This window comes from Burkholderia sp. BCC1988 (assembly GCF_905339895.1).
Taxonomy (GTDB): Bacteria; Pseudomonadota; Gammaproteobacteria; order Burkholderiales; family Burkholderiaceae; genus Burkholderia.
In genome coordinates, this window is the sequence record NZ_CAJPHA010000008.1 from 64,532 (window position 1) to 83,437 (window position 18,906).

An 18,906-nucleotide genomic window follows, 5' to 3' on the forward strand; every position below is an offset into this window, starting at 1 on the left:
GTCGACCACGCCGTCGAACAGTCACGCCGCGCCGCCGGGCCCCGCATGCGGGGCGCCCCGGCGGGCGGCGGCAATCCCCTTCCTCAGGCCTTCCCGCCGTCCTGCGCGCCGCCGTCGGATGCCGCCTTCTTCTTGTCGCCGATCCGGCTTTCCTGCCCCGCCAGCAGCTTCGAGATATTGCCGCGGTGACGCCACACGAGCAGCACGCTCATCGCGAGCACGGCCCACGCGACCGGGTTGTGGCCGGTGCCGAACAGGAACACGTCGAACACCGGTGCGAACACGGCCGCCACCAGCGCCGCGAGCGACGAATAACGGAAGAAGAACGCGACGATCAGCCAGGTCAGCGCGGTCGCGAGGCCGAGCACCGGGTGCACGGCGAGCAGCACGCCGGCCGCTGTCGCGACGCCCTTGCCGCCCTGGAAGCGGAAGAACACCGGATAGAGGTGGCCGAGGAACACGGCGATCGCGACCCACGCGACGGCGACGTCGGACAGCCCGAAGTGCCGCGCGAGCCAGACGGCGATCCAGCCCTTGAACGCGTCGCCGACGAGCGTCAGGATCGCGGCCTTCTTGTTGCCGCTGCGCAGCACGTTGGTCGCGCCGGGATTCTTCGACCCGTACGAACGGGGATCGGCCAGGCCCATCGCGGCGCTGACGACGACGGCGAACGACACCGAACCGATCAGGTAGGCAACAAGTGCGGCGAGCAGGATCTGCATGCGGAAAACTCTTCTTTCAACGTATCGGTAAAGGGACGGCCGGGCGCGGCGGGCCGGCCCGTCGGGGCAGGCGCCGCCGCGGCGAACCGCCGGCAGGCCGCGGCAGCCGGCCGTGCGGGCCGACCGGCCGAAACGGCGCCCATTCTACCGAACGAGCGCGGCCTGCCACGAAGGTGAAACCCTCAGTCGACGCTCGCGCACTGCACCGGCGTCGCGCCGAGCAGCGTCGTGAGTACCGCCGGCGCGAGGCTGACGAGATAGCCGCGGCGGCCGCCGTTCAGGTAGATCGTCGGCAATTCGAGGATGGTCGACTCGACGTACACGGGCATCGTCTTGCGCGTGCCGAACGGCGACGTGCCGCCGACCAGATAGCCGGAATGGCGGTTCGCGACGTCGGGCTTGCACGGCTCGACGCGCTTCGCGCCGATCTGCCGCGCGAGGTTCTTGGTCGACACCGTGCGGTCGCCGTGCATCAGCACGATCAGCGGCTTCGCGTGCTCGTCCTCCATCACGAGCGTCTTCACGACGCTGTGCTCGTCGACGCCGAGCTGGCGCGCCGACTCGCCGGTGCCGCCGTGCTCGACGTAATCGTACGGATGCTCGCCGAACGCGACGCCGTGGCGGCGCAGCAGCTGGGTCGCGGGTGTCTCGGACACGTGTCTGGATTTGCTCATGGCGGCATTTTAATGGCGAACGACCGGCGGGCGGGCGGCGTTGCGGCCATCGCATGCATCGCACACCATTGCACACGAGCGCATCACGCTTTCGCCTTCGCCTTCGCCTTCGCCTTCGCCTTCGCCTTCGCGACAGCGTACCGGGCGCCGGCGGTATACTCGCGGCCCTTTTGTCCCGGGGCGAGCGCAGCCGCAGCCGCGTCGAGCCGATCCGCGCCGCACCGGCATCATTGCGGACATCGCGAACCGCTATTGCCCGATTGACCGATTGTGGCGCGCCCGCCGCCATGGCACGATCGTTCGCAAAACTCGCCGCGCCACCGCCCGGCCCTTCTTCTGGAGACGCCATGTCCTCGCCTGTCCGCTCATCCGCGCCGCTCGACGTCGCGGCACTGCTCGCCGCGCTGCCCGGCCGCATCGCCGACGTGCCCGCCCGCTGGGCCGCGCAAGCGCCCGCGCATCCGGCGCTGATCGAGGACGCGCGCCGCGTGTCGTACGGCGAGTTGGCGCGGGCCGTCGATGCGGCCGCCGAGCAGCTCGCGCGCCTCGGCGTGCGCGGCGGCGATCGCGTGATGATCGTCGCGGAAAACAGCGTCGCGCAGATCGTGCTGCTGTTCGCGGCCGCGCGCGTCGACGCTTGGGCGCTCGTGTCGAACGCGCGGCTGTCGGCCGGCGAGCTCGATGCGATCGCCGCGCACGCGCGGCCGAAGCTGATCGCGTTCGCGACGGAAGCATCGCCCGATGCGCGCACGCACGCGGCACGCCACGGCGCGACGCCCGCCGACGCGCTGCCGGTCGACATCGGCGCGTGGTCGTACCGCGTCGACGCGAGCGCGCCCGACGAGCCGGTGGCACCCGACGGCGCCGCGCAGTGCGCGGCGCTGATCTACACGACCGGCACGACGGGTACGCCGAAAGGCGTGATGCTGTCGCACCGCAACCTGCTGTTCATCGCGGCGACGTCGAGCGCGCTGCGCGGCGTGTCGCCCGACGACGTCGTCTATACGGTGCTGCCCGTGTCGCACGTGTACGGGCTCGCGTCGGTCTGCCTCGGCAGCCTGTACGCGGGGGCGACGCTGCGGCTCGCGCCGCGCTTCGCGCCGGAGGCCGTGCGCGTCGCGCTCGCCGACGAAGGCGTGACGATCTTCCAGGGCGTGCCCGCGATGCACGCGAAACTGCTCGAGCACCTGCACACGCACGCGCTCGCATGGCGCGCGCCGCGACTGCGCTTCGCGTATTCGGGCGGCTCGCCGCTCGACGCCGACCTGAAGGCGCGCGTCGAGCGCGTATACGGCGTGCCACTGCACAACGGCTACGGCATGACCGAGAGCAGCCCGACGATCACGCAGACGCCGCTCGACGCACCGCGTACCGACTGCTCGGTCGGCGTGCCGATCCCGGGCGTCGAGATGCGGATCGTCGCACCGGACGGCACCGACGTGCCGCCGGGCGAAGTAGGCGAAATCCGCGTGCGCGGGCCGAACGTGATGCTCGGCTACTACCGCAACGCGGACGCGACGCGCGCGGCCGTGTCGCCGGACGGCTGGCTCAGCACCGGCGATCTCGCGCGCCAGGCAGCGGACGGCTCGGTGACGATCGCGGGCCGCAGCAAGGAGCTGATCATCCGCTCGGGCTTCAACGTGTATCCGGTCGAGGTCGAACAGGTGCTGAACGCGCACCCGGACGTCGTGCAGGCGGCCGTCGTCGGCCGTGCGGTCGAGGGCAACGAGGAAGTGCTCGCGTTCGTCGAGCTGGTGCCGGGCGCGGCCGCGACCGAGGCCGCGCTGCAGGCGTGGTGCGCGGAACGGCTCGCGCCGTACAAGCGCCCCGCGCGCATCCGCGTGCTCGATGCGCTGCCCGCCGCATCGACGGGCAAGGTGCTGAAGCACAAGCTGCGCGACCTCGCGTGACGCGCGGCGCCGGCCGCACCGCGCACGTGGGCCGGCGCGCGCCGCGCTAGCCGCGCGGGTGGTGTTGCGCGTGCAGCGTCTTCAGCCGCTCGCGCGCGACGTGCGTGTAGATCTGCGTGGTCGAGATGTCGCTGTGGCCGAGCAGCAGCTGCACGACGCGCAGGTCGGCGCCGTGGTTCAGCAGGTGCGTCGCGAACGCGTGCCGCAGCGTATGCGGCGACAGGTGCGCGCGCACGTCGGCCTGCTGCGCGTGGCGCTTGATGATGTTCCAGAACTGCTGGCGGGTCATCCCGTCGCCGCGCGCGGTCACGAACAGCGCGTCGGCCGCGCGCGCGCCGAGCAACGCGGGCCGCGCGTCGCGCAGATAGCGTTCGATCCAGCCGTGCGCGACTTCGCCGAACGGCACGAGCCGTTCCTTCGAACCCTTGCCCATCACCCGCACGACACCCTCGTTGAGCCCGACCTCGACGGTCTTCAGCGTGACGAGCTCGCTCACGCGCAGCCCGCTCGCATACATCAGCTCGAGCATCGTGCGATCGCGCAGGCCGAGCGGCGTGCCGATGTCGGGCGCACCGAGCAGCGCTTCGACCTGCGCCTCGGACAGCGTCGACGGAAACCGCGCGGCCTGCTTCGCCGACGTGATCCGCAGCGTCGGGTCCGCGCTCGCGTGACGCTCGCGCACGGCCCAGCCGTAATAGCGCCGGAACACCGACAGCCGCCGGTTCGACGATGTTGCCTTGCCGTCGCTGCGCGCGGCGATGTAGCCCGTCACCATCGCTTCGTCGGCCGAGTCGAGCGACGTGTCGTGCGTCGCGGCCAGCCATTGCGAAAACAGCGCCAGGTCGCGCCGGTACGCATCGAGCGTGTTGCGCGCGAGCCCGTGCTCGAGCCACAGCGCATCGCAGAACACATCGATCGACGCGCGGCTCGCGAGCAGCGCGGGCGATGCGTCGGACGCGGAATCGGAGTCGGAGTCGGGGGAAAGCAACGGTTCGCTCATCAGTACGGCACGCCTTCATGCGCCAGCAGCCAGCGCTTCACTTTCTGGTAATAGCCATTGTCGTCGTGATTCGCGAAACCGCCGAGGCCGCCGGCCGCGACGACGCGATGACACGGGATCACGAGCGGGAAATAGTTCGCGCCGCACGCCTGGCCGACCGCGCGCGGCGCGCTGCCGATCCGCTTCGCGACCTGCCCGTAAGTCAGCACCGTGCCCGGCGGAATGTCGCTGATCACGTTCCACACGCGGTGCTGGAATGCGCTGCCGACATCGGCGAGCGGCAGGTCGAAGCGCGCCGACGCGCGCTCGAAATAACGTTCGATCTGCTCGACCGCGCGCTTCGCGAGCGGCGAATCCGGATCGACCGACTTGACCGACTCGGGCAGATAGACGATCTCGCGCACCACCGCGGCATCGGTGCGGATGCCGACCTTGCCGAACGGCGCGTCGATGACTGCGTTGAACATGAACTTCTCCTGACCGGTGAACCACGCGGCGCCGCCGCGCGCCGACGACACTTTACGCCGCCTTCATGCGGCACGCAGCGCCCATTCGACATGCTCGCGCACGACCGGCGACGGATCGTCGGCCCGTGCGCGCAACGCGGCGACGATCGCGGTGCGCGCTTCGGGTGCGAGCCGATCGGCCGGCGCGCGCAACGCATTGCCGAGCCCGACCGCGAGATTGCGCAGCCAGCTTTCGTAACCGATGCGCCGGATCGCGCTGCCCTGCATCCGCGTGTCGAACGCATCGGCGTCCCACGCGAACAGCTCGACGAGCGTCGCGCGGTCGAGCCCGTGCCGCACGTCGAAATCGGCGACGGGCGCGGCCTGCGCGAACTTGTTCCACGGACACACGAGCTGGCAGTCGTCGCAACCGTACACGCGGTTGCCGATCAGCGGCCGCAGCGGCTCCGGAATGCTGCCTTTCAGTTCGATCGTCAGGTACGAGATGCAGCGGCGCGCGTCGACGCGATACGGTTCGACGATCGCGCCCGTCGGGCACGCGCCGATGCAGCGCGTGCAGCTGCCGCAGTGCGCGCCGGGCGTCTCGGGCGCGCGCTCGGGCGCCGTTTGCGCGTCGGTCGGCAGCGGCACGTCGACGTAGATTTCGCCGAGGAAGAACAGCGAACCCGCGTCGCGCTGCAGCAACAGCGTGTGCTTGCCGCGCCAGCCGACCCCGGCCTTCTGCGCGAGCTCGACCTCGAGCACCGGCGCCGAATCGGTGAACACGCGGTAGCCGAATGCGCCGATCTCGCGCTCGATGCGCTCCGCGAGCGTCTGCAGCCGGTTGCGCAGCACCTTGTGATAGTCGCGGCCGCGTGCGTAGATCGACACGACGGCCGCCTGCGGATCGTCGAGACGCGCGCGCTCGCGTGCGCGCCAGTCGTGCGGCGCGAGCGCGCCGGATGACGCATCGGACGCGTCGGCGGCGAGCGTTTCGGCCGGCAGATAGGCGAGCCGCGCGGAAATCACGCGTCGCGTACCGGCCACAAGTTCGGCCGGCCGCGCGCGTTTCATCCCGTGTTTCGCCATATAATCCATTTCGCCGTGGTACCCGGCTTCCAGCCAGGCGGCGAGGCCTGCTTCGGCATCCGAGAGATCGGTATCGCTGATGCCTATCGCCCCGAAACCCAATTCGCGCCCCCACGCCCTGATGCGCGCGGCGAGCGCAGTCAACGTCGCATCATCGAGCGCGCACGGCGCCGCGCCTTCGGCACGAGTCGAAGGCCTGTCGGATGCGGCGAGTTCCGGTAATCGGTTCATCGCACTATTTTACGAGAATGCCAGCCACGTCCCATACGCCTCATGCCGACACGCTGCCCGCCCCGCTCGCGGAGCGCGTGATCGCACTCGCCGACGAAGCGGCGACCGAGGCCTTCGGCACCCGCTTCGCGCACGCGCTCGACGCGGCGCGCAGCGAACTCGCCCATGCACACGCGTTCAACGGGCTGCAGATCCAGCTGATCGGCGACCTCGGCGCGGGCAAGACGACCCTCGTGCGCGCGATCCTGCGCGGCCTCGGCCACCCGGGGCGCGTGCGCAGCCCGACCTACACGCTCGTCGAACCGTACGCGTTCGCGCGCGACGACGGGGAACTTGAGGTCTATCACTTCGATCTGTATCGATTCAACGATCCGGCCGAATGGTCCGACGCAGGCTTTCGCGAGTATTTCAATTCCAGCGCGATCTGCCTCGTCGAATGGCCGCAGCAGGCGGGCCCCCTGCTCGGCGTGCCCGATCTGGTTTTCTCGCTCGACGTGGATGGCGACGGCCGCGCCCTCACCGTCCGTGCGTACAGCGCTTCAGGAAAGGCATGTCTCGAAAGATGTTGATCAAACCGTTCCGCTCGATCGAATCGGCGGCCACCGCCACGCACAACTGGCGGCGCCGCCAGATCCTGTGCGCGGGCGCGTCGACGCTGGTGCTCGGCCTCGTCGCGCCGCGGCTCGCGCACGCGTCGTCGGTGCTCGGCGTGCGTGTATGGCCCGCGCGCGATTACACGCGCGTCACGATCGAATCCGACCAGCCGCTGCAGAATAGCCAACAGCTGCTGCAGGGTCCCGACCGGCTCGTCGTCGACCTGAACGGGCTCGATCTCGACCAGGCGCTGCGCGACCTCGTGTCGAAGATCGCGCCGAACGATCCGCAGATCCAGTCGGTGCGCGTCGGCCAGTATCAACCGCACGTGGTGCGGATGGTGTTCGACCTGAAAGGCTCGGTGAAGCCGCAGGTGTTCACGCTGCCGCCGGTCGGCACCTACAAGTACCGGCTCGTGTTCGACCTGTATCCGGCCGTCGCGCCCGATCCGCTGACCGACCTGATCGCGCAGACGGAACGCAAGGAACAGGCGCTCAACGACACCGCGCGCGCGCAGCAGGTGCAGCCGCCGAGCGCGCTGAACGGGCCGGCGACGCCGCCCGTCGCGGGCAACGACAACAGCGACGCGTTCTTCCAGCGCTTCGCGCAGAACACGCCGGCCGCGCCGCGCACGCCGCCGGCCGCCGCGACGCCGTCTTCGCCTGCCACGCCCGCGAAGCCGGCCGTCAAGCCGCCGCCCGTCATCGCGCGCCGCGACGACAGCGAGGACGACGGCGACACCTACAAGTTCACCGCGCCGAAATCCGGCAAGGGCGGCACCGTGCGCCTGCTGACGGTCGCGATCGACCCGGGCCACGGCGGCGAGGATCCGGGCGCGATCGGCGGCGGCGGCACGTACGAGAAGCACGTCGCGCTCGACATCGCGAAGAAGCTGCGCGCGAAGATCGACGGCGCGCCGAACATGCGCGCGATGATGACGCGCGACGCCGACTTCTTCGTGCCGCTGAACGTGCGCGTGCAGAAGGCGCGCCGCGTCGGCGCGGACCTGTTCGTGTCGATCCACGCCGATGCGTTCACGACGCCGTCCGCGCGCGGCTCGTCGGTGTTCGCGCTGTCCGACCACGGCGCGTCGAGCGCCGCGGCGCGCTGGCTCGCGAACAAGGAGAACTCGTCCGACCTGATCGGCGGCATCAACATCAAGACGCAGGACGCGGCAGTCAGCCGCGCGCTGTTCGACATGTCGACGACCGCGCAGATCCGCGATTCGCTGCGCTACGGCAACTACGTGCTGAAGGAAGTCGGCGGCATCAACAAGCTGCACAAGGGCTCGGTCGAGCAGGCCGGGTTCGCGGTGCTGAAGGCGCCCGACATTCCGTCGATCCTCGTCGAGACGGCGTTCATCAGCAATCCGGAAGAGGAAAGCAGGCTGAACGACGACAGCTATCGCGACCAGATGGCCGACGCGATCTTCCGCGGCATCAAGCGTTACTTCGCCGCGAATCCGCCGCTCGCGAAGAGCCGGATGGCCTGACCGGCCACCCTTCCCCGCCGCCGGCACGCGCTGCGTGCCGGCGCGTCACGACGCCGCGAAGCGGCGCGCGAGCTTCCCGCCGAACACGTTCACCGCGAGCCCGCCCATCACGAGCGCGGCGCCGATCAGCTGCGCGTCCGTCAGATGCTCGTCGAGCAGCAGCGCCGACGACGCGAGCCCGACGATCGGCACCAGCAGCGAGAACTGCGCGACCTGGGCGGCCGGATAACGCGACATCAGGCGGCTCCACAAGCCGTAGCCGAGCAGCGTCGCGACGAACGCGAGATAGACGACCGCGAAGATCGACGCGCCGTTCAGCCCGAGCAGCGCGGCCTCGATCCGCTGCGGCCCCTCGAACCACAGCGACAGCAGGAAGAACGGCACCGGCGGCACGAGGCTCGCCCACACGACGAGCGACACCAGGTCGGCCTTGCCCAGCTTCTTCGTGACGATATTGCCGAACGCCCACATCGCGGCCGAGCAGAGGGTCAGCAGGAAGCCCGCGAGCGTCATCGCGCGGCCGCCCTGCGCAGCGATCACGACGAGTCCGGCCGCGGCGACCGCGAGCCCGACCAGGCTCTGCACGCGCAGCCGCTCGCCGAGGAACAGCATCGCGAACACCAGCGTGAAGAATGCCTGCGACTGCAGCACGAGCGACGCGAGGCCGGCCGGCATGCCGACGTACATGCCGGTAAACAGGAGCACGAACTGGCCGAGCTGGATCGTCGCGCCGTACAGGATCAGCATGCGCCACGGAATCTGCGGCCGGGGCACGAAGAACACCGCGGGCACCGCGGCGAGCGTGAAGCGCAGCGCGCCGAGCAGCATCGGCGGCATGCCGTGCAGGCCGACCTTGATCACGACGAAGTTCACGCCCCACGCCAGGATCACGACCAGCGCGAGCAGCAAGTCCTTCGGGGCCATCATCGGCGTCTCCTCATTTTGTCGGATGGTTTCCTGAACGCCGCTCAGTCTACCGAATTTCGCCGCGCGACCCGATACCCGCGCGGCGCACATGGAATCGGCGCCAGGCACGGCGCCGTGGACGCGCCGCACGACGCGTGCCTGCCCCGCGGCCGCATCGCGCGGCGGACATCCGGCTGCCCGTTGCACGCGTGGCCGCCGTGCCGCCAGTACAATGACCGGCATTCCTGCCGTTCCCCACGAGGCCCGCCATGACCGATCCGATCAAAGCCCTGCTGAAGCCGCACATCCGCGACATCGGCAACCTGCAGGTGCGCCGCACGCTGCCCGCGCTCGCCGCACGCCTCGTCGGCCCGTTCATCTTCTTCGATCACATGGGGCCCGCGACGCTGCCGGCCGGCACCGGGCTCGACGTGCGCCCGCATCCGCATATCGGGCTCGCCACCGTCACCTACCTGTTCGACGGCGCGATCCTGCACCGCGACAGCCTCGGCTCGCTGCAGGAGATCGTGCCGGGCGACGTGAACTGGATGACGGCCGGCCGCGGCATCGTCCACTCGGAGCGCACGCCCGACGCGCAGCGCGCGAGCGGCCACACGGTGCACGGGATCCAGACCTGGGTCGCGCTGCCGGTTGCCCACGAGACCACCGAGCCGTCGTTCGAGCACCATGCGGCCGACACGCTGCCCAAGCGCGACGAGAACGGCGTGTCGCTGACGGTGATCGCCGGCGACGCGTTCGGCCTGCGCTCGCCCGTCACGACGTTCTCGCGCACGCTGTACGTCGCCGCCGAATTCGTGGCCGGCGGCCGCCTCGAACTCGACGCATCGCACGAGGAACGCGCGGTCTACGTGGTCGACGGCGACCTGTCGATCGACGGCACGCCGGTGCCGGCCGAGCAGATGGCCGTGCTCGCACCGGGCGCCACCGTCACGCTCGCGAGCGGCAACGGCGCGCGCGCGATGCTGCTGGGCGGCGACAAGATCGACGGCGAGCGCTTCATCGAATGGAACTTCGTCGCCAGCAGCCGCGACGCGATCGAGCGCGCGAAACGGGCGTGGACGAACCAGGAAATGGGCAAGGTGCCCGGAGAAACCGAGTGGATTCCGCTGCCCGAGTCGAAGCCGCGTTGAAAAAGGGGCGCGCCACCCCCATCCTGACGACATTCGAACCGAAGAGAACGACATGGACACCACGCTTGCCACTTTCGAGAAAGACGTCATCGAGGCGTCGCTGGACACGCCCGTGCTGGTCGACTTCTGGGCGCCGTGGTGCGGCCCCTGCAAGACGCTCGGTCCGCTGCTCGAAAAGCTCGAAGCCGACTACGAAGGCCGCTGGAAGCTCGTGAAGGTGAACGTGGACGAGAACCAGGAGCTCGCCGCGCACTTCCAGACGCGCAGCATCCCGCACGTGATCGCGTTCGCCGACGGGCGCCCGGTCGACCAGTTCATCGGCGTGCTGCCGGAAGGCCAGTTGCGCGCGTTCCTCGACCGGCTGCTGCCCGCGCCCGACGAAGCAGAGCGCCGCGCCGCACAATACGCGATCGCCGAATCGCGCTACGACGATGCGATCACCCACCTCGAAGCGGCGCTCGCGCTGAACCCCGGCTTCGACGACGCGCGGCTCGACCTGATCGAACTGCTGCTCGCGAACAACCAGGTGGACGCCGCACGCGCCGAGGCCGAACGCCTGTCGCCGCAGACCGTGCAGGGCACCGATCCGCGCTACCAGGCGATCAAGACCCGTTTCGATGCGCTCGACGCGACGGCCGACCTGCCGCCGACCGACGCGCTCGAGGCGCGCATCGCGGCGAACCCAGCCGATCTCGACGCACGCTTCGACCTCGCGCAGAGCCTGATCGCGCGCCGCGCGTACGAAGGCGCGCTCGAGCAGTTGCTGGAAATCGTGCTGCGCGACCGCGCGTATGGCGACGACCTCGGCCGCCGTACGATGATCTCGGTGTTCGAGCTGGCGGGCGATCGCCCGGAACTCGTCGCCGCGTGGCGGCGCAAGCTGAGCATGGCGCTCAACTGACGAACGACCGGCCGGGCCGCGATGGCCTGGCCGACTCGCCTCGTCGCGCGCGGCGGGTCCGCCGCGCCGCAACATTCCTTGGCGCGTCGCTCGACGCCCCGATCAACCCGCGGCCCGCGCCGCGATCGCCCGCAACGCATGCGCGGCGGCCGCGAAACCGAAGCTCGCGGTCACGCACACGCTCGAACCGAACCCCGCGCAGTTGAGCCCCGCGACATGCGCGGCGGTCGACGGCTCCGCGCCATCCTCGATGTCGCACGCGGCCGCTTCCGGATAGATCAGCGGCTCGTCCGAATACACGGCGCTGACCTTGAAGCGCGCCTTCGGCCCGCGCGGAAAGCCGTGCTGCTTGCGCAACTGCGCACGCACCTTCGACAGCAGCGGATCCTGGATCGTCAGCGCGAGATCGTCGATGCGGATGCGCGTCGGGTCGAGCTGCCCGCCCGCGCCGCCGACCGTGACGAGCGGCTGCCCTTTCGCGACGCACCACGCGATCAGCGCGACCTTCGTGCGCACGCTGTCGATCGCGTCGATCACGTAGTCGAAGCCGCCGCCGAGCAGCGCGTCGAAGTTGTCGGGTTCCGCGAAATCCTCGATCCGGTTCACGCGGCACGCGGGATCGATCAGCGCGATCCGCTCGGCCATCGCGTCGACCTTCGGCTTGCCGTAATTGCCGTCGAGCGCGTGGATCTGCCGGTTCGTATTGCTTTCGGCGACATTGTCGAGATCGATCAGCGTCAGCGTGCCGATCGCGCTGCGCGCGAGCGCCTCGGCCGTCCACGACCCGACGCCGCCGATGCCGATCACGGCCACGTGCGCGCCCTCGAACGCGGCCAGCGCCGGGGCGCCGTACAGCCGCGCGATGCCGCCGAAGCGGCGCTCGCGATCCACGTCAAGCTGGATTGTCGGGGTCGGGGTAAGATCAGAGGAACTGAGCGGGGCGGTGTCGGCAGCGGACATGGCAGCAAGGAAAACGTAAGTCGAGCAGCCCTCTATTTTGCCTGAACTCCCCGCCGGCACGCGCCACTGTGCACGCACGATTCTCGCGCGTTCGCTATACTGGCCCCAGATTGAAGCGTTTGCATAACATGACGACTCTCGCCGATCTCCGCATCAACTATTCGCGTGCTTCGCTCGACGAAGCCGATGCCGCCCCCGACCCCTTCGCCCAGTTCGATCGCTGGTTCAAGGAGGCGCTCGCCGCCAAGCTCCCCGAGCCCAACACGATGACGCTCGCCACCGTCGGCGACGACGGCCGGCCGTCGGCACGCATCGTGCTCATCAAGGCTGTCGACGAACGCGGGTTCGTCTTCTTTACCAATTACGAAAGCCGCAAGGGGCGCGACCTCGCCGCCCATCCATATGCGGCACTGCTGTTCTACTGGATCGAGCTCGAGCGCCAGGTGCGCATCGAGGGCCGGATCGAAAAGACCAGCGCCGACGAAAGCGACCGCTATTTCGCGTCGCGCCCGCTCGGCTCGCGCATCGGTGCGTGGGCGTCCGAGCAGAGCGCCGTGATCGACAGCCGCGCGACGCTCGAAGCGCGCGAGAAGGACGTGGCCGAACGCTACGGCGAAAACCCGCCGCGCCCGCCGCACTGGGGCGGCTATCGCGTCGTGCCCGACGCGATCGAGTTCTGGCAGGGCCGCCCGTCGCGGCTGCACGACCGCCTGCTCTATACGCGCGACGCCGCTGCGGCGTCGGGCTGGACGATCTCGCGCCTGTCGCCGTAAGCCGAACCGCGGCCGCGGTGCCGCTCGCCGGTCGTGTCTCGTGTTGCATCCGGGCGCCCGCCTCGCAGGAGGCGGGCGCCGGTCAAGATACTTGGCTGTATTCGATTCAACGAACAAACGGAGAATCCAAATGTTCTGGGAAAAGAAGCTGGCACAGTGGGCGGACGAAGTACGGGCGAAAGCGAACATACCGGCGCGCCTCGTGCTGTGGAACGGCGATCAACTCGATTTCGGCACCTTCAGCGCGCCGCAGGTCACGCTGAAGGTCAACAGCGCGTCGGCGCTGCCGCTCCTGCTCGAACCGAGCCTCGACAATCTCGGCGAGGCGTACGTGAAGGGCAAGATCGACATCGAAGGCCGGCTGTCGGACATCATCAACATCAGCTATTCGCTCGCGCGCAGCACGGTCACCAGCGCGAGCAAGCTCGCGCGCGTGAAGCGCTACTTCAATCACACGAAGAACACCGACCGGAAGGCGATCCAGTATCACTACGACGTCTCGAACGAGTTCTACCAGCTGTGGCTCGACGAGAACATGGTGTACTCGTGCGCGTACTTCGAGAACGGCGACGAGGATCTCGCGACCGCGCAGATCAAGAAGATCGACCACATCCTGACCAAGATCCAGCTCGAGCCCGGCCAGCGCCTGCTCGACATCGGTTGCGGCTGGGGCGCGCTCGTGCTGCGCGCCGCGCAGAAGTTCGGCGCGACGTGCCTGGGCGTGACGCTGTCGCAGAACCAGTTCGATCTCGCGACCGCGCGCGTGAAGGCCGCCGGGCTCGAGGACAAGATCGAGATCCGCCTGCAGGACTACCGCGAGATCGACGGGCAGTTCGACCGCATCACGAGCGTCGGGATGTTCGAGCACGTCGGCCGCAAGAACCTGCCGCTCTATTTCTCGCGCGTGCACGACCTGCTGACCGACGACGGCATCGCGATGAACCACGGGATCACGTCGACCGACGCGGAAAGCGGCGAAACGGCGCTCGGCGGCGGCGAATTCATCGACCGCTACGTGTTCCCGGACGGCGAGCTGCCGCACATCAGCCTCGCGCTCGAAGCGGCGCAGCGCGGCGGACTCGAGGCGATTGACGTCGAAAGCCTGCGGCGGCACTATGCGCGCACGCTCGACATCTGGACCGAGAACTTCGAGGCGAAGGCGGACCAGGCGCGCGCGCTCGTCGACGACGAGAAATTCCGCATCTGGCGCGTGTACCTCGCCGGTTGCGCGTATGCGTTCGAACACGACGACGTGTCGATCTTCCAGATCGTGTGCCGCAAGGCCGGACGCAGCGCGAAAACGCTGCCGTGGTCGCGGCGCTACATGTACGAACACACGCTGCCACGCTAGGCGGCACTTCACGCTGGGCATGCATGGGTGACGGCAGGACGCGGCGCAACACGGCGCCGCAACGACAGCAGCGCGACGAACCGGACGGATCGCACGCCGACGGGCAGTTCGACCTGTTCGGCGGCGCGGCGGCCGACGACGCGCGCGCGGGCGCGGCCGCGCCCGCGGACGCCGACAACGCTGCAGGCGCCGGCGAACGCGCGACGCCGGACGAGCACGACGCTGCGCGGCCGGCAAAGCCGCCCGCGCGCCCCGGCCGTGCATCGCCCCGCCCTTGCGCCGACCAGGAACCGGCGGAACCGCCCGCTGCCTCCGGCCTGCTGTGGGACGAACCGTCTCCACCGGCCGCGCCGCCGAAGAAAAGCCGGCGCCGGCGCGGCGTGCCGCCCGCCCCGGTTTCCGCGGAAGTCGCCGCCGCCGCGGCCGCGCTGCCGCCCAATGTGCGGCTCGGCACGTCGTCGTGGTATTTCCCCGGCTGGGACGGCATCGTCTACGACGGCGATTTCGCGCAGACGAAGCTGTCGCGCGAAGGGCTCGAGGCGTACGGCGCGCATCCGCTGCTGAAGAGCGTGAGCCTCGACCGCTCGTTCTACGGGCCGCTGTCGGTGGCCGATTACCTGCGCTACGCGCAACAGGTGCCGGACGACTTCCGCTTCGTCGTGAAGGCGCCGGCGTCCGTCACCGATGCGGTCGTGCGCGGCAGGCGCGGCGAGCCGTCGGGCCCGAACCCGACCTTCCTCGACGCGCAGCTCGCGACCCGGGAATTCGTGCAGCCATGCCTCGAAGGGCTCGGCAGGAAGGCCGGCGTGCTGGTGTTCCAGTTCTCGCCGATGCCCGATCAACTGCTCGCCGAGCCGGCCGCGCTGATCGACCGGCTGTCGGCATTCTTCGCGGCATTGCCGCCGCTGCCGCCGGACGCCGACGGCACGCGCTACGCGATCGAGATCCGCGACGCGAGCCTGCTCACGCCGCGCTTCATCCGCGCGCTCGCGGCGCTCGGCGTGCGCTACTGCGTCGGCCTGCACGCGCGGATGCCCGACCCGCTGCGCCAGGCGGCCGCGCTCGCGCTGCTCGACGGCGATGCGCCGGGCCCGCTGATCGTGCGCTGGAGCCTGCACGGCGGCTTCAAGTACGAACAGGCGAAAGCGAAGTACGAGCCGTTCGACAAGCTCGTCGACGAGGACCCGGCCACGCGCGCGGCGCTCGCCGAGCTGGCCGCGCGCTACGCGCTGGCCGGACAGCCGGTAATCATCACGATCAACAACAAGGCGGAAGGCTCCGCGCCGCTGTCGTGCCTCGCGCTCGCGCGCGAGATCGCCGCCGCGTGCGCGCACTGGCGCAGCGAGGCGGCGTAGGGGCGCGGCGCGGGTGCCCGCGCCGCTTGCGGCTGACGCGCCGATTACGCGTCGCGCTGCGACTTCAGCCGGTGCGAGAACTTCTGGCGGAATTTCGCGAGCTTCGGCCCGATCACGACCGAGCAGTAGCCCTGCCCCGGATTGCGTGCGTAATAGTTCTGATGATAGTCCTCGGCCGGCCAGTAGTTGCCGTCGAGCGGCACGACCTGCGTGACGATCGGCTGCCCGAACACCTGCTCGCGCTCCAGTTCGCGGATCACGTCGAGCGCGACGTCGCGCTGCGCGTCGGAATGCGTAAACACGACCGACCGGTATTGCGTGCCGACGTCGTTGCCCTGCCGGTTCAGCTGGGTCGGATCGTGCGTCGCGAAGAAGATCTCGAGGATCTCGCGATAACCGATGCGCGCCGGATCGAACGTCACGTTCACGACCTCAGCGTGACCGGTGTCGCCGTCGCAGACGTCGCGATAGCCGGGATTGCGCGTATGGCCGCCCGCGTAGCCCGACTGGACGGCCGTCACGCCGTCGACGTCGAGAAACACGGCCTCCGTGCACCAGAAGCACCCGCCGCCCACAGTCGCGGTTTCAAGCATCTCGTTCACCATGAAATCAGTACCTCGTTGAAGACGGCGGCCGGCACGCAGGCGCGTGCCGGCGCCGCCGGTCCTTATCGTCGCTGCCCGGTTGCCCGGCGCGCAGCGGCAGCGTTCAAGTATCTCACTCGCGCGCGAATCCGGCAGAACCGCATGCGCGCCGCGCGCCACCGGCTGCGCGTTTCTCGACTACACTTAGGCACGCTTCGCCGCGACGGCACACCGTCCGGCTGCACGCAGCGTCCGATGCATGCCCGCCCTGATGCCAACAACATCTGCCGGAACATCGATATGCACGCCTCAGCAGAAATCACCCGCATGACGGGCCCGGCCGCCGGTGCCCCGCGCGCCGTCGCCTTCACCGCACCCTCGCGTCACCGTACGCCCGTTGCGCCGCCTGCGCGACGATCCGGCGCGCCGCGTTTCCCCGCTTTCCCGACCTGATGCACCGCACCGCGCGTCCTGCAATCGCGCGCAACCGCCTGTGCATTCCCGTCACTCAACCTGTTCGACCCGCACGCCCGCAGTGAACGGCCGTGCGCCCGTGATCCGATACAACCGAGAGAGGCACCACGATGAGCATGCGGCCTGACCCGACCTTTCACGCTTCGCCGGAACTTGCGATGCAGGCGCCGGCGGAAGAGTTTGCCTATACGTTGTTGCTGAGCCCCGATTTTTCCAGGCCCGACGCGCTCGCCGTGATCGACGTGAAACCCGGCTCGGCGACCTACGGCAAGATCGTGCACACGGTGACGATGCCGAACACCGGCGACGAATTCCACCACTTCGGCTGGAATGCATGCTCGTCGTCGCTGTCGCCGCTGACCGGTCACGCGTTTCTCGAGCGCCGCTTCCTGATCATCCCGGGCCTGCGCTCGTCGCGGATCTACGTGATCGACACGAAGCCGCACCCGACGCAGGCGCGCATCCACAAGATCATCGAGCCCGGCGAGGTGTTCGCGAAGACCGGCTATTCGCGGCCGCACACGGTTCATTGCGGCCCCGAGGGCATCTACGTGAGCACGCTCGGCGGCGCGGGTCCGGACGGCACCGACGGCGCGCCCGGCATCTTCATCATGGACTGCGAGACCTTCGACGTGCTCGGCCGCTGGGAAATCGACCGCGGCCCGCAGGACAAGCATTACGACTTCTGGTGGAACCTGCCGCGCGACTACATGGTGTCGAGCGAATGGGCGCTGCCGCCGCAATTCGAGAACGGCATCGTGCCGGAAGACCTGCTCGCGAACCGCTACGGCCACCGGCTGCATTTCTGGGACCTGCGCGCGCGGCGCAACGTGCAGACGATCGATCTCGGCGCGCAGCACCAGATGGCGCTCGAAGTGCGGCCCGCGCACGATCCCGTGCGCGAATACGGGTTCGTCGGCGTCGTGGTCGACACGACCAATCTCGAAGGGTCGATCTGGACCTGGTGGCGCGAGGACGGCCAGTTCCATGTGGAGAAGACCGCGACGATTCCGCCCGAGCCGGCCGCCGCCGACGAACTGCCGCCGCTGCTCCAGGGATTCGGCGCGGTGCCGCCGCTCGTGACCGACATCGACCTGTCGCTCGACGACCGCTTCCTGTATGTGTCGTGCTGGGGCACGGGCGAGATGCGTCAGTACGACGTGTCGGATCCGCGTCACCCGGTGCTCGCCGGGTCGGTGCGCATCGGCGGGATCGTGCGCCGCGCGCCGCACTCGAACGGCCGCGCGTTCGCCGGCGGCCCGCAGATGGTGGAAATCAGTCGCGACGGCCGGCGCGTGTACTGGACCAACTCGCTCTACTCGACGTGGGACGACCAGTTCTATCCGGACGGCGTGCCGGCCGCGCAGGTGCTCGCGCACGCGGGGCCGGACGGCGGGCTGACGCTCGCCGACGACTACTGGGTCGAGTTCCCCGACGGCTATCGCGCGCACCAGATCCGGCTGGAAGGCGGCGACTGCTCGACCGACTCGTTCTGCTACCCGTCGGTCAAGCGTTGAGCGCCGGCCTCTCCGCGCCGCTCGCGCTGTGGGCGGCCGTGCTCGCGAGCGGCGTCTATCACGGGCTCAATCCGGCGATGGGCTGGCCGCTCGCGGTGTCGAACGCGTTGATGACGCGCCGCGGCGGCGCGCTCGTCGCGGCGCTCGGCTATCTCGCGCTCGGCCATGCGCTCGCGGTATTCATGGTGATGCTGCCGTTCGGGCTGCTCGCCGCGCTGCTCGCGTGGCAGACGGCGATCCGGATCGGCGCGAGCGCGCTCGTGATCGGCTTCGGCGCGGTGCTGCTGATCCGGCGGCGCCACCCGCGTGCACTCGCCCGGATTCCGCCCGCGCGGCTCGGGCTGTGGTCGTTCGCGGTCGCGCTCGCGCACGGCGCCGGGCTGATGCTGGTGCCGATCTATCTGGGGCTTTGCGGGCTCGACTCGGACACCGGCCATCGCGCGGCGGCCACGCTCGTCGACGCGCATCTCGGGATGGCGCTCGTCGTCGCGGCCGTGCACGCGGCCGCGATGATCGGCACGGGCGGCGTGCTCGCGTGGCTCGTGTACCGCTATCTCGGGCTGAAGTTCGTCGCGCGGAGCTGGTTCAACCTCGATGCGGTGTGGGCGTCGAGCCTGATCCTGACGGGTGCGCTGTCGCTCGGGCTGGCGGCGGCGCGGTAGCGCACGCGCGATGGCTGCCGCGGCGGTCGCGCGTGATGCAGGGCGTGGCGGAGGGCCTGCCGCATGGGCGGGCCACCGACCGCACGCGATAAAACGCGCCTGAAACGCCGCCGC

Annotated in this window: 18 protein-coding genes; 10 read left to right on the plus strand and 8 right to left on the minus strand. The window is 69.7% G+C overall.

Going from position 1 to position 18,906, the window contains the following annotated elements:
- Window positions 1-83: 83 nt before the first annotated feature.
- Both plsY and ybaK read right to left on the minus strand, forming a co-directional pair.
- A complete protein-coding gene (gene plsY, locus U4012_RS13385) occupies window positions 84-722 on the minus strand; it encodes a glycerol-3-phosphate 1-O-acyltransferase PlsY (protein WP_321799127.1) in 639 nt (212 codons plus the stop codon).
- A 182-nt stretch (window positions 723-904) separates the two neighbouring features.
- Window positions 905-1,396, minus strand: a complete 492-nt coding sequence (gene ybaK / locus U4012_RS13390; protein ID WP_044848566.1) for a Cys-tRNA(Pro) deacylase — start codon at window positions 1,394-1,396, stop codon at window positions 905-907.
- 347 nt (window positions 1,397-1,743) lie between these two features.
- On the opposite strand from ybaK, the gene U4012_RS13395 reads away from it, so the two are divergent.
- Window positions 1,744-3,306, plus strand: a complete 1,563-nt coding sequence (locus tag U4012_RS13395) for a class I adenylate-forming enzyme family protein (RefSeq protein ID WP_321799130.1) — start codon at window positions 1,744-1,746, stop codon at window positions 3,304-3,306.
- A gap of 46 nt (window positions 3,307-3,352) precedes the next feature.
- Here U4012_RS13395 and xerD read toward each other — a convergent pair whose 3' ends face one another.
- The 3 genes from xerD to queG all read right to left on the minus strand — a co-directional run bounded on the left by xerD (window position 3,353) and on the right by queG (window position 6,072).
- Entirely contained in the window at window positions 3,353-4,306 is a 954-nt protein-coding gene (xerD, locus tag U4012_RS13400; protein WP_044848563.1) for a site-specific tyrosine recombinase XerD, read from the minus strand.
- Window positions 4,306-4,773, minus strand: a complete 468-nt coding sequence (locus tag U4012_RS13405) for a methylated-DNA--[protein]-cysteine S-methyltransferase (RefSeq protein ID WP_124486964.1) — start codon at window positions 4,771-4,773, stop codon at window positions 4,306-4,308. The genes xerD and U4012_RS13405 overlap by 1 nt, the downstream gene beginning before the upstream one ends.
- A 63-nt stretch (window positions 4,774-4,836) precedes the next feature.
- Entirely contained in the window at window positions 4,837-6,072 is a 1,236-nt protein-coding gene (queG, locus tag U4012_RS13410) for a tRNA epoxyqueuosine(34) reductase QueG (RefSeq protein WP_321799134.1), read from the minus strand.
- A 17-nt stretch (window positions 6,073-6,089) separates the two neighbouring features.
- On the opposite strand from queG, the gene tsaE reads away from it, so the two are divergent.
- Window positions 6,090-6,641: a tRNA (adenosine(37)-N6)-threonylcarbamoyltransferase complex ATPase subunit type 1 TsaE gene (gene tsaE, locus U4012_RS13415; RefSeq protein WP_044848561.1), complete on the plus strand. Its 552-nt coding sequence runs from the start codon at window positions 6,090-6,092 to the stop codon at window positions 6,639-6,641.
- The gene (locus U4012_RS13420) at window positions 6,623-8,158 is read left to right on the plus strand and encodes an N-acetylmuramoyl-L-alanine amidase (protein WP_044848560.1); all 1,536 of its coding nucleotides are present in this window, start codon (window positions 6,623-6,625) and stop codon (window positions 8,156-8,158) included. The genes tsaE and U4012_RS13420 overlap by 19 nt, the downstream gene beginning before the upstream one ends.
- 45 nt (window positions 8,159-8,203) lie before the next feature.
- Here the strand turns inward: U4012_RS13420 and U4012_RS13425 are convergent, their stop codons facing one another.
- Window positions 8,204-9,082, minus strand: coding sequence for an EamA family transporter (locus tag U4012_RS13425; RefSeq protein WP_321799422.1), 879 nt, complete (start codon window positions 9,080-9,082; stop codon window positions 8,204-8,206).
- Window positions 9,083-9,333: 251 nt separating this feature from the next.
- Here U4012_RS13425 and U4012_RS13430 point away from each other — a divergent pair, with 251 nt between their 5' ends.
- Both U4012_RS13430 and trxA read left to right on the plus strand, forming a co-directional pair.
- Complete coding sequence (locus tag U4012_RS13430) at window positions 9,334-10,215, plus strand: pirin family protein (RefSeq protein WP_321799138.1); 882 nt, start codon at window positions 9,334-9,336, stop codon at window positions 10,213-10,215.
- Between the two features lie 52 nt (window positions 10,216-10,267).
- Window positions 10,268-11,116, plus strand: coding sequence for a thioredoxin (gene trxA, locus U4012_RS13435; RefSeq protein ID WP_044848557.1), 849 nt, complete (start codon window positions 10,268-10,270; stop codon window positions 11,114-11,116).
- A gap of 102 nt (window positions 11,117-11,218) precedes the next feature.
- On the opposite strand, the gene tcdA is transcribed toward trxA, so the two are convergent.
- Entirely contained in the window at window positions 11,219-12,076 is an 858-nt protein-coding gene (tcdA, locus tag U4012_RS13440) for a tRNA cyclic N6-threonylcarbamoyladenosine(37) synthase TcdA (RefSeq protein ID WP_044848556.1), read from the minus strand.
- A gap of 128 nt (window positions 12,077-12,204) precedes the next feature.
- Here tcdA and pdxH point away from each other — a divergent pair, with 128 nt between their 5' ends.
- The 3 genes from pdxH (at window position 12,205) to U4012_RS13455 (ending at window position 15,555) form a co-directional block, all read left to right on the plus strand.
- On the plus strand, window positions 12,205-12,849 hold the full coding sequence (pdxH, locus tag U4012_RS13445) for a pyridoxamine 5'-phosphate oxidase (RefSeq protein WP_044848555.1): 645 nt from the start codon (window positions 12,205-12,207) through the stop codon (window positions 12,847-12,849).
- Between the two features lie 130 nt (window positions 12,850-12,979).
- Window positions 12,980-14,200, plus strand: a complete 1,221-nt coding sequence (locus tag U4012_RS13450) for an SAM-dependent methyltransferase (RefSeq protein ID WP_124486959.1) — start codon at window positions 12,980-12,982, stop codon at window positions 14,198-14,200.
- 23 nt (window positions 14,201-14,223) lie between these two features.
- Complete coding sequence (locus U4012_RS13455; RefSeq protein WP_321799142.1) at window positions 14,224-15,555, plus strand: DUF72 domain-containing protein; 1,332 nt, start codon at window positions 14,224-14,226, stop codon at window positions 15,553-15,555.
- 44 nt (window positions 15,556-15,599) lie between these two features.
- Here U4012_RS13455 and msrA read toward each other — a convergent pair whose 3' ends face one another.
- On the minus strand, window positions 15,600-16,160 hold the full coding sequence (gene msrA, locus U4012_RS13460) for a peptide-methionine (S)-S-oxide reductase MsrA (protein ID WP_321799144.1): 561 nt from the start codon (window positions 16,158-16,160) through the stop codon (window positions 15,600-15,602).
- Window positions 16,161-16,723: 563 nt separating this feature from the next.
- Here msrA and U4012_RS13465 point away from each other — a divergent pair.
- Both U4012_RS13465 and U4012_RS13470 read left to right on the plus strand, forming a co-directional pair.
- Window positions 16,724-18,130, plus strand: coding sequence for a selenium-binding protein SBP56-related protein (locus U4012_RS13465; RefSeq protein ID WP_124486957.1), 1,407 nt, complete (start codon window positions 16,724-16,726; stop codon window positions 18,128-18,130).
- Window positions 18,127-18,792 carry a hypothetical protein gene (locus tag U4012_RS13470; RefSeq protein WP_321799148.1) on the plus strand — a complete coding sequence of 222 codons (666 nt, stop codon included), beginning with the start codon at window positions 18,127-18,129 and terminating at the stop codon, window positions 18,790-18,792. Before U4012_RS13465 ends, U4012_RS13470 begins: the two co-directional genes overlap by 4 nt.
- Window positions 18,793-18,906 lie beyond the last annotated feature (114 nt).